The following is a 13,161-nucleotide window of genomic DNA, read 5'->3' as shown; positions in this document are numbered from 1 at the left end:
ATAGTATCACAGATCGTATCACAGATCAGCGTTTTTGCCGTGCCTCCTCCCGAATGTTTTGCAGGTTGATGATCTCGCTGACTCCATAGGTGGTGATTGTCGAGTGACGGGGCGTCATGCGTATGATGGATGGGAAGCGCCCCATGCGCCCATGAAGCTCTGCAAGCTGCAGACAGGCGGCATGTGAGAGTCCGGGGGGGTAATCACAAGGCTGGTTTTTGCCATTCCTCCGAAGAGAGGGCGGCTTGCATCGGCAAGCGCAACAATTTGCGGGCCGAGTGGCTCACCCTGTTCAATCTGAACTGGAATGGTGCGCACTTCTGAGATCGTGTTCCCGGTCAGGCTTTCGATCTGCGCTTTCTGTTCTTCCGTGAGTGGGTGTGAAAAGTTCAATACGATCATATTTCAACTCTCTTAAATGCGTGGATATTTTGGATTTATGGCTTATTCTACGAGAAACTCCTTCACTCGGGGGAGCTCCTCTCCAGTAATAACGAAGGTGTGGTCTTTTTCTGCTTTATGCTGAATATCTGCGTGTCTCTTTGGATCTATCTGGTTTGTGAATAGGCTCGTTATCAGGAACTTGCCAACGAAACGGTGACCAATTGAACTGGCAACAGTTGTAACATCTCTGACTGTCTTCGATTTCTTTCCTTTTGTCCCGGTTTTACACTCAACAATCAGGGCTTGAGCTTTGTATATCATTGCGACATCTTATTTATGGCGTAGTAGTTTGCAGTTGCAGAAGACGAAGGTGTAGTGGTGAGTGTCGCTTGAGATCCCTTCCCGGATTTCTTTGATTCCAGGCTTTTAAGCTATCACCAAAGCATGCAGTGCGTCTTTAACGTTTGTTAATGGGGTGCGGAACTGAGCGACCAGGAGTTTGCATGTGTTCCTGTTCAGGATATCAAAGCTAGATGTTATAGGTCGATTCTTTTCTCGATTTTTTACAACAGAAGTTGCGGGCAGCCTTGATGCCATCAGAGAGCTGGAAGGCGAGCTACTCTGCACTACAAGTATTTGTGAACGAGAGCCCGAAGAGCACCTGTATATTTTTCCCCTGATACTGGATATCCTGGACAACCAGGTTGCCTCCGCAACGGCGTGCACGAGACCCAAGCCCGCCACGATGAGTCAGAAGCCAGAGAGAGGCGACTGCCTGTTTCAGTTGTTCGATGTGTGCATCATGAGCCTGAATGACGAGTTGAAAGGGAGTTTCCTCCTGGAAGCAGTAGCGGCGAAGAAGGGTAGTTTTACCTCTGACAGCAAAGTCCATTGAACAGAATAGATACGCTTCTCCTGCTGCTGGCGGTTTTCTATATTCTATAGCTTTTTTTGATGACTTGAGAGGTATTTTTAGGATTGAAGGCAGAAACCGGAGATGAGGAGACAAAAACGGCAAATTCAACCTCGCGTAGCGCTTGCAGGTTTTCTGGCCCTTCTACTCCTGCAACGAGAGCCTGGTACCAGTATCGCATTTGTCCTCGAAAGGAGGGGGCACGGAGCTCGGCAGCTTTCTGATTGGCACCGGCAAGAAAAAGAGGGGTAAGCGTACGGAGAGTAAACATGATCATATGCATCCTTTCTGATGTGTTTCCCTCTCTATCAATAGAACGAAATTTTACCTGTAGTATATCTATATTTTATAAAACTGGCAAGGATGTAGACGATAAAGTGAGTAACTGCATTTCAGGGATAGATGATGGAGAGAAAAAGATACTGAAGTTAATGCGGTGAAATAGAGAAAAGGATGTAATGACGTACTATAGTTCCCTCTCTCTGAAGAACAATACCAATATTGAAATTGAACAAAAAATGATGGAAAATAAAATAAAAAGGGAAGTGTATGCATGGGATATGTCAGGGAAATGTGGAATACTATGATAGAGTAGAAGAAAAGTAGTTTCAAAAGAAATGTTTTCAGGAGCGAAAGGGCTCTATTTATGAAACGGGGAGATTCTGATCCAATGGGAATCAATGGAAAATCATGCCGTTCTCTTGTTTTGAAAGACTGTTAGAGGGAGGTTTCAAGCGCCGTGGCGGGTTCTCTGGTCAATAGTTGAGTAAGCTGATATAGTACAATAACGTACAAATCACATGAACGGTATTTCTGGGAGAATGGCGCCAGGACCCTGTTACACTGGGATTGTCAGGAGCGTATGGGAAAAGTGGAGCAGAGCCAGATGAGGATATGTTTGTGTTTGTGGTCGCCTCCTGCGTGACCTGAAAGTGTCCTGGGCAAAACCTATAAAGCCGGGGACGTTAGATGAGAAAGAGTTTTGGTGTGCTGCGGGTTGTGCGGGTGCGCCCGCCGTCGGGGGCAGCGGCGAAACGACAGTCATCTGAGTGGTTGCCTCACGACCGGCCTGTGCATGTACTGACCAATCGGGTTACGACAATTGGTAGAGCCTTAAGTAATGATATTTTGTTGATGGACCCAACCGTATCACGTGAGCATGCACGCCTGGTAGTAACCGAAGAAGGCTGGCGTGTCTATAATTTGACCGAAAATAGTATCGTACGAGTGAATGGGAAGGCGGTTCCCTTTGGGCAAAGCATGCCGCTGGTATCTCAGGATTATCTTGTGCTCGGGAGTACTCTGTTACAACTGGTTGCGCCTGAGAACAGCGGCATAGAGGAGAGTGGGCCAGGTCCCCTGGTAGCTGACGGACATAGCAGGCTGATTGAAGAGGAAGAGCAAGTCTTGCTTGAAGATCAGGCGCTGGCCTTGAAGCAGCAGCGAAAGGAACAGGTCTCTCCGGGGAGTATAACGCCAGCTCCTGATATTTCCTGGTGCCCTGAACCGACTCCAAAAGCGATACCAGATACGCTAGATCTGTGCCGGGGAGGTGAGAGCGAAGAACGACAGGAAACCTGGAATGTACAGAACGAGGAGCTTTTTGGCGTGGGGGTCACGCTGGAATTCGCGTTACCCCGGCGCTTTGGTCTCCGGAAACGCTGGCTCCTCTGGCTCTTTGCAGCTCTGGGGATTATTGTGCTGATCGTGGCGTTGATGCTGAACAGCTTTATCAGTCTTGGCTCGGTGCGGCAAGATGGGTTGCCTAACCTGCTGATGGCTGTGTTGATCCCTTTGATTCCAGCCGGACTAATTGTTCTTCTTGTAAACTTTATTGATTCCTATGAAAGAGAGCCCTGGTTCCTGAAACTCGCGGCTTTCCTCTGGGGAGCGGCGATTGCGGTCCCGCTCTCGGTCTGGATCGAGGAAGGAGTTGACAGGCTGATACAGGCAGCCGGTTTCAAGCTGGAAACAAATACTTTCTGGATTGTGCTGCTTCAGGGTGGGCTCAATCCCGGGATCACTGAAGAGGTGATGAAGGGGCTCGGGCTGCTGCTGTTCTTCCTGTTCCTGCGTGACGAGTTCGATAATGTGACGGATGGAATTGTCTACGGGGCACTGATCGGGGCAGGCCTGGCAATGGTCGAGAACACACGCTATTTTATCGACAACTCTTCCACAAGCCTGCTGGCAAACCTGATTGTAGGCCGTATTGTGCTTGGCTGGTTGACGCACCCGACTTTTACGATTTGTTTTGGTGCGGCTCTGGGCTATGTTCGGCATACACGGGTGCGCTGGAAACAAATTCTGATCCCGCTGGTGGGGCTGCTGATCGCGATTTTCCTGCATACGGTCTTTGACAGTGTCAACTATTATGCCTACGAGATCCTGTTCCCGACGCCGGAGAACAATCGGACCATGTTTTTCTGGTGGCTTGCGATTAGCTGTAACTATGTTCTGCCTTTGCTGGCGCAGATCTCGCTGGTTTATGTTCTGCTACGAGCGCTGACCCATGAATCGGCCATTATTCGTGAGTTTCTGGCCGATGAGGTGAGCTCGGGTACGGTGACGGTCGAGGAATACGCGCTGTTGCAAAGTGCGAGCCAGCGCAGGCGTGTTGAGAAGAAGGTGCGCCAGACTCAAGGCTTCAAGCAGTGGTTGCGTGTGCAGGCTCTTTATCAGACAGAAATCGGACTGGCGTTTCGCAAGTGGCACGTCAGCACAGGTGATAAGCCCAAGCGGCGCGAGATTCAGCCCGAGGAGGCCTATCGACAACGGATCTGGAGGCTCCGCCAGGAGATAGAGGCGGCACAGCTCGAAGCGAGCAAGGACCACCAGTAGAGCAAGGAGGGCATCTTGCCCTCTTTTTTTTTACGCCAGCAATACCTCTTTTCCTCTCTCATGCATGTAACAAGAAGGGGCAAAATAGCAAGTTCTGATTAGTTTGCATAATCGGAACTGGTCTGTTGCCTCTCTTTTACCGGAGAGAAGAGCCATTTCAGATGTAGAAATAGCTATGTGGAGCAGAGAGATACAGAAGGGAAAGAGCGTAAGAACCATACAAACAGGAGCTTGCAGTAACAAGATGCGAGTGGGGAAAAGAGACAAGTAGCTCTCCTCTTTTGAGGGAATGGGACGGCGACTGGCGCGTTTTCGCAGGCAGGTTGTGCTACAATAGAGGAGAAGCGTGCAGCTCTATAGCTTATACCGCTAGAGAGTAGCGAGAGAGATATCAGGCATTCGATCAAGAGCCTGTTATCTGGGCGGCTGGCATCAGGCTGAGAAGGGAGCAGCTAAGCGTGGTTGACACCCCTTTGAACCACATGCTAGCATGAACGCAGGTAGGCTTACATTTTTTCATGTAGAGATTTGAGAAAGAAGGGTGTAAGGACATGCTGGAGCGGGTTGACCTGCTACAGATCTATTACTTTATGCGCCTCACCCGTGCGATGGAGGACCGAACCCGGACCCTGTTTTTGCAGGGAAAAGTCGTGGGGGGTGTCTATACAGCGCAAGGGCATGAGGCCACCACTGTCGGGGCAGCAATGTCGCTGCGCGATGGGGACTGCATCGTTCCGCAGCATCGGGATCTGGGGATGCAGCTTGTTCGAGGGACTTCGCCTCGTGCAGTGATGTGTCAATGGTTAGCTCGCGGAAACTCCCCGACGCTAGGACGCGATGGGCAGCTACATATAGGCGACATGCATCATGGAATTGTGCCTATGATCAGTATGCTTGGCGAATCGCTTCCGGTTGCGTGCGGAGTTGCCCTCGCGATGAAGATGCGGAAGCGTTCAACGATTGTTCTGGCTTCCTGTGGCGATGGAGCCACCAACACGGGTCCATTCCATGAAGCAATGAACTTTGCCTCTGTACAGAAACTTCCTCTTGTACTTGTGATCGAAAACAACGGCTATGCGTATTCTACCCCCTCCCATAAGCAGTTCAATATTCAGAACCTCTCTGAGCGTGCCAGAGCATATGGCATCCCCGGTGAAACGGTGGATGGAAACGATGTTCTGGCCGTCATCGAAACGGTCGGGAAAGCCGTTGAGCATGCACGAAGCGGCAAGGGTCCAGCTATCGTTGAGTGCAAGACTTTTCGAGTTCGTGGACATTCGGAGGCCGATAAAGCCGATTATGTCCCGCAGGATGTGCGCGAAGAGTGGTTGAAGAAAGACCCTATCAACCTCTTTGAGGCGTATCTGACCCGGGAAGGAATTCTAACCACAGCAAAAAAAGCCGAAATTGAGGCGAACATCAAAGCGGTCACAGATGATGCTGTACGCTTTGCTGAACAAAGTCCGGCACCAGATCCGGAAACGGTCGCTGATTATGTGTTTGCTCCCGATGGACCGATTGCAATTGTTGGCGAGCCGGGGGCAGAAGATACACGCTATGTCAATGCGCTTGATCGGCGAACCGGGCAGCCATTTACCACGATACGGAAGACAGAGGAGGCCATTGGACGGCGATGAGCGCGAAAGTTACCTATCTGGAAGCTATCAGCCAGGCCATACGCGAAGAGATGCGACGAGATGAGGCGGTATTTCTCCTGGGTGAGGATGTGGGCACCTATGGTGGAGCCTTTAAAGTGAGCGCCGGTCTGCTTGAAGAGTTCGGTTCCGAGCGCGTCATTGATACACCGATGGCTGAGGCTGCGATTATTGGTTCGGCAGTTGGTGCGGCGCTGATGGGGATGCGCCCGATTGCCGAGATGCAGTATATTGATTTTATCACCTGTGGCTTTGACCAGATTATCAACATGGCGGCGAAGATGTACTGGCGTGTGGGCATGCCGGTTCCTATTGTTGTGCGCGGCCCCGCCGGGGGCGGCACCAAAGGTGGCCCTTTCCATTCCTCCACGCCTGAAGCCTGGTTTTTCCATGCTCCGGGCATCAAGGTCGTCTATCCTTCCACGGCCTACGATGCAAAAGGCTTGCTGAAAGCGGCGATTCGTGATAATAACCCGGTGCTCTACCTTGAGCATAAGCTGCTCTATCGTATGCCCGAGCTGCGGGAAGAGCTGCCGGAGGAAGACTATGTCGTCCCGATTGGCAAGGCAATCGTCCGGCGTGAAGGGGAAGACATGACCATGATTACTTATGGCGCAATGGTGCATCAGTGCCTGCAAGCTGCGCAAGTTCTGGAACGAGAGGACGATCTGGAGGTTGAGGTGCTTGACCTGCGGAGCCTGACCCCGCTGGATCGTGAGGCTATCTCGGCCTCGGTGAAGCACACGAATAAGGTCTTGATCGTCCATGAGGATGCGCTAACCGGAGGCGTTGGAGCGGAGCTGTCCGCTTTGATTGCTGAAGATCTGTTTGAATACCTGGATGGCCCGATCACGCGCGTTGCTGCTCCAGATGCTCCATTCCCTTATGCTCCTGCGTTAGAGGCGGCCTACTTGCCAAATGCAGCGAAAATACTTTCTGCGGCTCGTGAGCTTGCCGCGTACTGAGTAGAAGACAGAAAAGAAGGAGTGTACGATTATGCCAACGCCGGTACAGATGCCTCGCCTGGGTGAATCGGTCTCTGAAGGAACTATTGGGGCCTGGCTCAAAAAAGAGGGCGACTACGTCGAGCGTGACGAGGCAATTGCAGAAGTCATTACTGATAAGATCAATGCGGAACTCCCTTCGCCGGTCGCCGGTCGCCTGACGAAGATTCTGGTTCAGGTCGATGAAACGGTTGCGGTCGGCACCGATATCGCGCTGATTGAAGAGAGCGCCGATGTCCCGTCTGAGAGCTCGCCTGAAGCTCCTGCAACCGCTCCCGGTCCCGATGCGGCCCCCGTGGCCAGCCCGGCCCAGGCCAAAACGCCTGTGATGGAGAAGGCAGCCGCCCGTACGGCAGCACCCACCGAGAAGCCACCGACCGAAGAGCGCCAACGAATCTCACCGCTGGCTCGCCGCCTTGCCCGTGAGCATGGAATTGATCTCAGCCAGATTCAGGGAACTGGTCTGAACGGGCGCGTCCGCAAAGAAGATATTCTGGCTTATCTGGAGAAGCAGAGGGAACAGCCCCCGGTCGCTGCACCTTCCGCACCTGCAGCCCCGAAGCCCGCTCCGACTCTACCGCAACCAGCTGCGGTCAGCTTTGAGCCAGGAGAAGATGTACAGATCATTGAGCCCGGGCGTATGCGCCTGGCTATCGCTGAGCATATGGTGCGCAGTAAGCATACTTCTCCTCACGCCACTGCGGTTGTTGAGGTGGATATGACCAACATCGCGAAGTGGTTGGAGAGGAACAAGGCGGCTTTCAAACAGCGCGAGGGCTATGCACTCAGTTATGTGCCGTTCGTTATCAAGGCGGTATGTGAGGGGATTCGTCAGTACCCGATCCTCAATTCAAGCTGGACGGAAGATAACAAGATTGTTATCAAGAAGCGCATCAATATGGGGGTGGCCGTTGCGACTGATGCCGGGCTGGTTGTGCCCACTATCTATGATGCGGATCAGTTGACAATTGCCGGACTGGCACGCAAGGTCAATGATCTGGCGGCGCGAGCTCGCGCGAATAAGCTGACCATTCAGGACATGCAGGGCAGCACATTCGTGGTGAATAATACCGGGGTTTTTGGTACAATCATATCTATACCGATTATCAATCAGCCTCATGCGGGTATTCTGGCAATGAACGCCGTTGTGAAGCGCCCGGTCGTAACCGAAGATGATGCTATTGCTATTCGGTATATGATGTATCTGTGTCTCTCCTTCGACCATCGCTTGCTGGATGGTGCCGAGTCGGGTGGCTTTATGAAAGCCGTCAAGACAAAGCTAGAGAGCTACGGCAAAGAGATTGATGTGTACTAAATGCCTGCATGGCAGACGATAAAAGCGTCTGGGCTGGCTCCTGGAAAAGCATAGGGGCCTGCCCGTAGTTCCATTTTTCAAGAAGAGCTAAGGAAACAAAACAATGACAATTAGTATCCCTCAACGACGACCGGAATGGTTGAAGGTTCGTCCTCCTGGCGGCAAGAACTATGAGCAGTTAAAGCAGTTGATGCGCGGAAAATCGCTGCATACCGTCTGTGAGGAGGCGCGTTGTCCTAATATCGGGGAATGTTGGGGGCAGAAGACAGCCACCTTTATGATTCTGGGAAGTGTCTGTACACGAAGTTGTGGCTTCTGTGCAGTCGCGACGGGGCGCCCTCTGGGTCTCGACTGGGAAGAGCCAAAGCGTGTCGCTGAAGCCGTGAAAGCAATGGATCTGCGTCATGCGGTCGTGACCTCGGTGAATCGGGATGAACTGAAGGATGGAGGCGCGGCTGTCTTCGCTGCTACTATTCGCTGGATTCGTCGCATGAACCCTGCTTGTAAGGTAGAAATCTTGACACCGGATTTCAAGGGGGTTTATGATGCTGTACGGGTAGTAATGGATGCAAAACCCGATGTGTTCAATCACAATGTGGAAACGGTCCCCCGACTATACAAGCGTGTCCGACCGCAGGCCATTTATGAGCGCTCTTTACAGGTGCTCAAGTGGGCGAAAGAAATGCATCCAAAGGCCCCGACAAAATCAGGCTTTATGCTTGGTCTGGGAGAAACCTGGGATGAGGTTATTCAGGTCATGCGCGATCTGCGTGAACACGATGTCGATATTCTGACCATCGGGCAATATTTGCGTCCCTCGTTTAAGCATCTGCCGATTGAGCGTTATGTACCATTGGAAGAGTTCGACGCACTGAAGCAAGAGGGCCTGAAGCTCGGCTTTAAGACTGTGGTGGCGGGCCCCTTTGTTCGTAGTTCGTATCATGCACGTGAGCAGGCCGAAGAGGCAACTGAGGTCCTGAATCAGGAGTAAGTATCTGTGAAAGTAAGAATCAAAGGCCGAGATATAGCTTACGACGATCATGGAATAGGGGTTCCGCTTCTCTTCTTGCATGCCTTCCCGCTCAATCGGAGCATGTGGGATGAGACGATCAAGGCGCTGCTCCCCGAGAATCGTTATCGCCTGGTTTCGCTGGATTGGCGTGGCTTTGGCGAGAGCGAGGCGGATACTGGGGTCAGCACAATGGAAGCGCTGGCCGATGATGTCGCTGGCCTGATGGATGCCCTGGGAATGCAGAACGCTGTTCTCTGTGGGCTCTCAATGGGCGGCTATGTGGCCTTTGCATTCTTACGCAAATATCCGCAGCGCGTGCGCGGGCTGGTTCTGGCCAATACGAAGCCCGAACCTGATGATGCGGAGGGCAAAGCAAACCGAGAGAAGGTGGCAACGCTGGTTGAAGCGCAGGGCGTCGACCCGATTGCTGATATTCAGGTGCCAAAACTGCTCTCGGTTGCTACCCGACAGCATCATCCTGAAATTGAAGCCCGTGTGCGCCAGATGATCCATGCTGCGACCCCGGAAGGGATTGCCGGGGCCTCCCGTGGTATGGCTCAGCGTCTGGATTCGACCGACCTGCTTCCTCATATCCATTGCCCCGTACTGGTTATCACGGGCGAGCAGGATAGCCTTATGACTCCGCAGAAGGTACAGGCCTATGCCGCTCGTATTCCTGATGCGCAGTTTGTTGTTATTCCAGAGGCCGGGCATCTGTCGAACCTTGAGCAACCGGCACGCTTTGATCAGGCTCTCCGCTCGTTTTTACCGAAAACTCTGTAGTGCTTGTTGCTCTTACTGAAACGTGCCGGGAGGCGGTACGTTCCCCTGAGGGATAAAAGTCATGAGCCAGGTACAGTCTTGGGATGGACAACATCCTCCACTGGTCCTTGTGGTTGATGATAATCCGGCGATACGGGATATGGTTTCCTGGGCTTTAGAGCTTGATGGGTACGAGCCTGCGGAGGCGGCTGAAGGTCAGGAAGCACTGGATTGGCTGACAACTGCTTTACATGAAGGGCGCTATCCTGCTGTGATCCTGCTTGATCTGGCAATGCCGGGTATGGATGGCAATACATTCCTGCAACGCCTGCGCAGCCAATGGCACCCCTCGCTCCCGCAGCCTGCAATTGTGGTGATTACGGCAGGCATGCGAGAGGCTGAGGCGCTCAAACTGGGGGTTGAGCAGGTGATTGTCAAACCGTTCCATGTTCGCGATCTTCTTGACGTAGTGCGTCAATTTGCCATGCGCAATGGAGAGCGCCGGTAAAGGGGCTCCCTGTGCTCGAGGAGCCTATCTTTCTTAAGAGCATTTCCAGACCGCGGTTGTTGATGTCCCCTGTGCTGTGAAGGTAATGGTTCCCTGCTGACAGAGCTGCTTATAGGAGGGGATATAGACCTGAAAGGTGATAGATGTTCGCTCTCCTGGTGCCAGGGTTCCCTCATTCCCTGAAGGAAAACTCGCTACGATTCCTGAGGCTGCGGCACTCCAATGCTGCTCTGTTGAGGCGTCATCGCTCAAGGTCAGCGTTGTCTGACAGCGAAACACAAGATTATGCTTGCTATCATAACCCATAAACGGACAATTCCCGCCTGCCATCGAGGGCGCAAAGGTGGCTGTTTCCAGCGCAAGTGTGCCCGCCTTAACTTCGGGTGTGGGTGAAGGCGTAGGGGTGGGGGAAGGAGTCGCTGTCGGTGAGGGCGTGAGTGTTGGTGTGGGTGAAGGCGTAAGGGTGGGGGAAGGTGTCGCTGTCGGAGAAGGAGTTGCTGTCGGTGTAGAGGTGGCGCCAGGTGTTTGCGTTATAGATACATCCTCGGTGCTGATTGTAATCGTGGTTGGTTCACTGGCGTTCGTGATCTGTTTTGGTTGTGAGATGGGATGAAAGAAGGCAAGGCCGCCACCAACGCAGGCAAAGATGACCAACAGGATTGCCCCCACGGTTGAGAGCACGACCCACTTGTTGGGCTGTTGATTGGCTGGTGGGCGCTGCGGCAAAGGATGAGGCGCGACTGGCTCGGCAACAGGCTGTGCAGCGGTCGGTGCATCGAAAGTCCCCATATCAGGTTGCTGCATCTGAGGTATGTCTAGCTGTGTGGGGGCTGCGGCAAGATCAAAAGCGTTTGGCGCAACCTGCCCGGGCTGCGGATCCGGAATTGATGGAATACTTTGATAGACTTCTCCCTTTGTGGCGGCACTCAAGGCGGCCAGCAGGCGGGGCAGTTTTGAGTAGCGTTGGGCCGGATCCCGACTCAATGCCTGAAGCAGTATCAAATCGACTTCGGACGGGATGGCCGGGTTAAGATGCGAGGGCGCTATCAGCGTTTTTGTGCGATAGTAGGTGCCAGGTTGCGTGGTTGAAGGCACGTGATAGGGTTTTTGCCGCGTGAGCAGCTCGTAAGCAATGGCTGCCAATGCATAGAGATCATTCTTTTTCTCGGCATCTCCCGAAGGTGCCTCGGGCGGTAAATAAGGCGCGGTTTTGTCGGTAGGTTCAGCATTGGGCAGCGAGTGCAGATGGATATCGGTCAGAAAGAGCTGCCCGTTGTCCGCCAGAAGCAGGCTTCCGGGGTGCAGGTTTCCATACACGATGTCCTGTGAGTGTAAATAGGTGAGCGCCTGCCCGATCTGTGAGATCAGTATATCCATGGCGGTGCAGGTGAATTGGCGCTCTGGCTGCTGTTGTAAGAGTGTTTCCAGTGTCCGAGCAGGCAGATATGGCCTGACCAGATAGGGGATTCCGTGTTCAATGCCAGCATCAAGATAGGGAAGAAGGGACTCGTGCTGCAAGCTTCGGAGCATTGCCGTTTCCTGCTGGAAGGCCTCATACGCCTGTGCCTCGGTCAGAGGCGCATGAGGATAGAATTGGATCTGTACTATTTGTTGAGGAATGGAAATGTTCTGTGCCTGGAAATGAATACAGTGTGAGTCGGATGCCAGCACGCCAGTGATAAGATAATTCCCAAGTTGTCTGCCAATAAAAGAAGCATGTTCTTGCATGAGAAAATTGAACCCCTGCCAGCTCTATTTTATACGGCCGTAACGAATGAGAAACGCGGTCTGTTGTCTAATGGATGAGTTGCTGTCCTTAGCATAGCAATCGGATGCTTGGCCTGTCAACGGGGAGGAAGCAGTATAGCTAAATTCCCTCAGTCACGTTGTAATTTATTCTCCTATTTTTGCTTGAAAGTGAAGAGTAAGTGGAGGTTGATAAATGCTGTATCCCTGTGGTGAAGAGACTGGCGTGACAGGAAAACGTGGCCCGTAATCCCATACAATGGTACTGCTGAGCACTGATTGAGTGCCAGGAAGGTCGCTGAAGCTCCGACACAGTCATACTGGAGATGGGAAGTTCCTCTACTCGTTTCGTGCCATTAATTGCTATAATAGGTGGTAACTTGTGGACTAGTCAAACAGGAGAAAAGTATCATCATGACTCAAACGGAACAGCAGGAGCCAACAAAGATAGAACTGGAAGAGGACAATGAGGTTCTAGAAACGACTCAGGGTCGAGGAAAGTGGTTGACCCTGGCTGGCTTATTTGCACTAATGATTCTTGGCGTGATTGGCTGGATGCTCTTCAGTCACCTGCCACGCGCCGAAACGCTCTCTGATAATCCTCTTGCAGAAGATACCAAACCGGTTCCGAGTCCCGTCAACCTGATGGAAGAGGTTGCATTGAAGACGCAGCCTGTTACGGTGCAGGGATTGGAGTTTACGCTAGAGAAAGCACAAACAGCCGAGAGCTTTTCGGATCTCAAGAAGAAAAGTAGCCCGTATACTACTCGTATTTATGTAAAAGTCAGGAATACGACGCAGAAGCCCATTGGCTTCCAGTATGTTTCTTCCGAAGTCGCGCTTGCGCTCAGCAATGGCAAGGAGATCAGCCCCAAATTTGCTGGACTGCCTCCCGAGCTCTTGCAGGGAGAGACCAAGGAAGGCTATATTGATTTTCCGGTTGATCAGCAGATCTCGCTTGGAGATATCAAGCTGCGCATTGGCACGACGCTTATTCCTCTGAAAGAAAAGTAGCTCTCAG

Annotated in this window: 12 protein-coding genes and 1 pseudogene; 8 read left to right on the top strand and 5 right to left on the bottom strand. The window is 52.3% G+C overall.

Annotated elements, in window-relative coordinates; genetic code table 11:
* Nucleotides 1-25 precede the first annotated feature (25 nt).
* The 4 genes and pseudogenes from csx15 to cmr1 all read right to left on the bottom strand — a co-directional run bounded on the left by csx15 (nucleotide 26) and on the right by cmr1 (nucleotide 1,568).
* Nucleotides 26-402: pseudogene (gene csx15, locus EI42_RS02530) on the bottom strand (CRISPR-associated protein Csx15).
* A gap of 42 nt (nucleotides 403-444) precedes the next feature.
* A complete protein-coding gene (locus tag EI42_RS02525) occupies nucleotides 445-705 on the bottom strand; it encodes a hypothetical protein (protein WP_111318492.1) in 261 nt (86 codons plus the stop codon).
* A 295-nt stretch (nucleotides 706-1,000) separates the two neighbouring features.
* Entirely contained in the window at nucleotides 1,001-1,276 is a 276-nt protein-coding gene (locus tag EI42_RS33060; RefSeq protein WP_211325996.1) for a hypothetical protein, read from the bottom strand.
* Between the two features lie 40 nt (nucleotides 1,277-1,316).
* Nucleotides 1,317-1,568, bottom strand: coding sequence for a type III-B CRISPR module RAMP protein Cmr1 (gene cmr1 / locus EI42_RS34790; protein ID WP_170142298.1), 252 nt, complete (start codon nucleotides 1,566-1,568; stop codon nucleotides 1,317-1,319).
* A gap of 698 nt (nucleotides 1,569-2,266) precedes the next feature.
* Here cmr1 and EI42_RS02510 point away from each other — a divergent pair.
* From EI42_RS02510 to EI42_RS02480, 7 genes are all read left to right on the top strand, one after another.
* On the top strand, nucleotides 2,267-4,138 hold the full coding sequence (locus tag EI42_RS02510) for a PrsW family glutamic-type intramembrane protease (protein ID WP_111318486.1): 1,872 nt from the start codon (nucleotides 2,267-2,269) through the stop codon (nucleotides 4,136-4,138).
* A gap of 551 nt (nucleotides 4,139-4,689) precedes the next feature.
* Nucleotides 4,690-5,775 carry a thiamine pyrophosphate-dependent dehydrogenase E1 component subunit alpha gene (locus tag EI42_RS02505; RefSeq protein ID WP_111318484.1) on the top strand — a complete coding sequence of 362 codons (1,086 nt, stop codon included), beginning with the start codon at nucleotides 4,690-4,692 and terminating at the stop codon, nucleotides 5,773-5,775.
* A complete protein-coding gene (locus EI42_RS02500) occupies nucleotides 5,772-6,758 on the top strand; it encodes an alpha-ketoacid dehydrogenase subunit beta (RefSeq protein WP_111318482.1) in 987 nt (328 codons plus the stop codon). Before EI42_RS02505 ends, EI42_RS02500 begins: the two co-directional genes overlap by 4 nt.
* Nucleotides 6,759-6,789: 31 nt before the next feature.
* Nucleotides 6,790-8,112, top strand: a complete 1,323-nt coding sequence (locus EI42_RS02495; RefSeq protein WP_111318480.1) for a dihydrolipoamide acetyltransferase family protein — start codon at nucleotides 6,790-6,792, stop codon at nucleotides 8,110-8,112.
* A 103-nt stretch (nucleotides 8,113-8,215) separates the two neighbouring features.
* Nucleotides 8,216-9,103, top strand: a complete 888-nt coding sequence (lipA, locus tag EI42_RS02490) for a lipoyl synthase (protein ID WP_111318478.1) — start codon at nucleotides 8,216-8,218, stop codon at nucleotides 9,101-9,103.
* Between the two features lie 6 nt (nucleotides 9,104-9,109).
* A complete protein-coding gene (locus EI42_RS02485) occupies nucleotides 9,110-9,907 on the top strand; it encodes an alpha/beta fold hydrolase (protein ID WP_111318476.1) in 798 nt (265 codons plus the stop codon).
* Between the two features lie 61 nt (nucleotides 9,908-9,968).
* Complete coding sequence (locus tag EI42_RS02480; protein ID WP_111318474.1) at nucleotides 9,969-10,394, top strand: response regulator; 426 nt, start codon at nucleotides 9,969-9,971, stop codon at nucleotides 10,392-10,394.
* A 33-nt stretch (nucleotides 10,395-10,427) separates the two neighbouring features.
* On the opposite strand, the gene EI42_RS02475 is transcribed toward EI42_RS02480, so the two are convergent.
* Nucleotides 10,428-12,122, bottom strand: coding sequence for a serine/threonine protein kinase (locus tag EI42_RS02475; protein WP_111318473.1), 1,695 nt, complete (start codon nucleotides 12,120-12,122; stop codon nucleotides 10,428-10,430).
* Between the two features lie 432 nt (nucleotides 12,123-12,554).
* Between EI42_RS02475 and EI42_RS02470 the strand changes: the two genes are divergently transcribed.
* Nucleotides 12,555-13,154 (top strand): hypothetical protein, encoded by a 600-nt coding sequence (locus EI42_RS02470; RefSeq protein ID WP_111318472.1) that lies wholly within the window; start codon nucleotides 12,555-12,557, stop codon nucleotides 13,152-13,154.
* Nucleotides 13,155-13,161 lie beyond the last annotated feature (7 nt).

Source organism: Thermosporothrix hazakensis, from assembly GCF_003253565.1.
Taxonomy (GTDB): Bacteria; Chloroflexota; Ktedonobacteria; order Ktedonobacterales; family Ktedonobacteraceae; genus Thermosporothrix; species Thermosporothrix hazakensis.
The sequence above is the reverse complement of the archived record's forward strand: the minus strand, read 5'-3'. Positions and strand labels throughout refer to the sequence as shown.

Bases quoted from the DNA above. Each gene is read 5' to 3' on its own strand.
- EI42_RS02500 (WP_111318482.1), top strand. From the start codon at position 5,772: ATGAGCGCGAAAGTTACCTATCTGGAAGCTATCAGCCAGGCCATACGC.
- lipA (WP_111318478.1), top strand. From the start codon at position 8,216: ATGACAATTAGTATCCCTCAACGACGACCGGAATGGTTGAAGGTTCGT.
- EI42_RS02475 (WP_111318473.1), bottom strand. From the start codon at position 12,122: ATGCAAGAACATGCTTCTTTTATTGGCAGACAACTTGGGAATTATCTT.
- cmr1 (WP_170142298.1), bottom strand. From the start codon at position 1,568: ATGTTTACTCTCCGTACGCTTACCCCTCTTTTTCTTGCCGGTGCCAAT.
- EI42_RS02505 (WP_111318484.1), top strand. From the start codon at position 4,690: ATGCTGGAGCGGGTTGACCTGCTACAGATCTATTACTTTATGCGCCTC.
- EI42_RS02480 (WP_111318474.1), top strand. From the start codon at position 9,969: ATGAGCCAGGTACAGTCTTGGGATGGACAACATCCTCCACTGGTCCTT.
- EI42_RS02525 (WP_111318492.1), bottom strand. From the start codon at position 705: ATGATATACAAAGCTCAAGCCCTGATTGTTGAGTGTAAAACCGGGACA.
- EI42_RS02495 (WP_111318480.1), top strand. From the start codon at position 6,790: ATGCCAACGCCGGTACAGATGCCTCGCCTGGGTGAATCGGTCTCTGAA.
- EI42_RS33060 (WP_211325996.1), bottom strand. From the start codon at position 1,276: ATGGACTTTGCTGTCAGAGGTAAAACTACCCTTCTTCGCCGCTACTGC.
- EI42_RS02510 (WP_111318486.1), top strand. From the start codon at position 2,267: ATGAGAAAGAGTTTTGGTGTGCTGCGGGTTGTGCGGGTGCGCCCGCCG.
- EI42_RS02470 (WP_111318472.1), top strand. From the start codon at position 12,555: ATGACTCAAACGGAACAGCAGGAGCCAACAAAGATAGAACTGGAAGAG.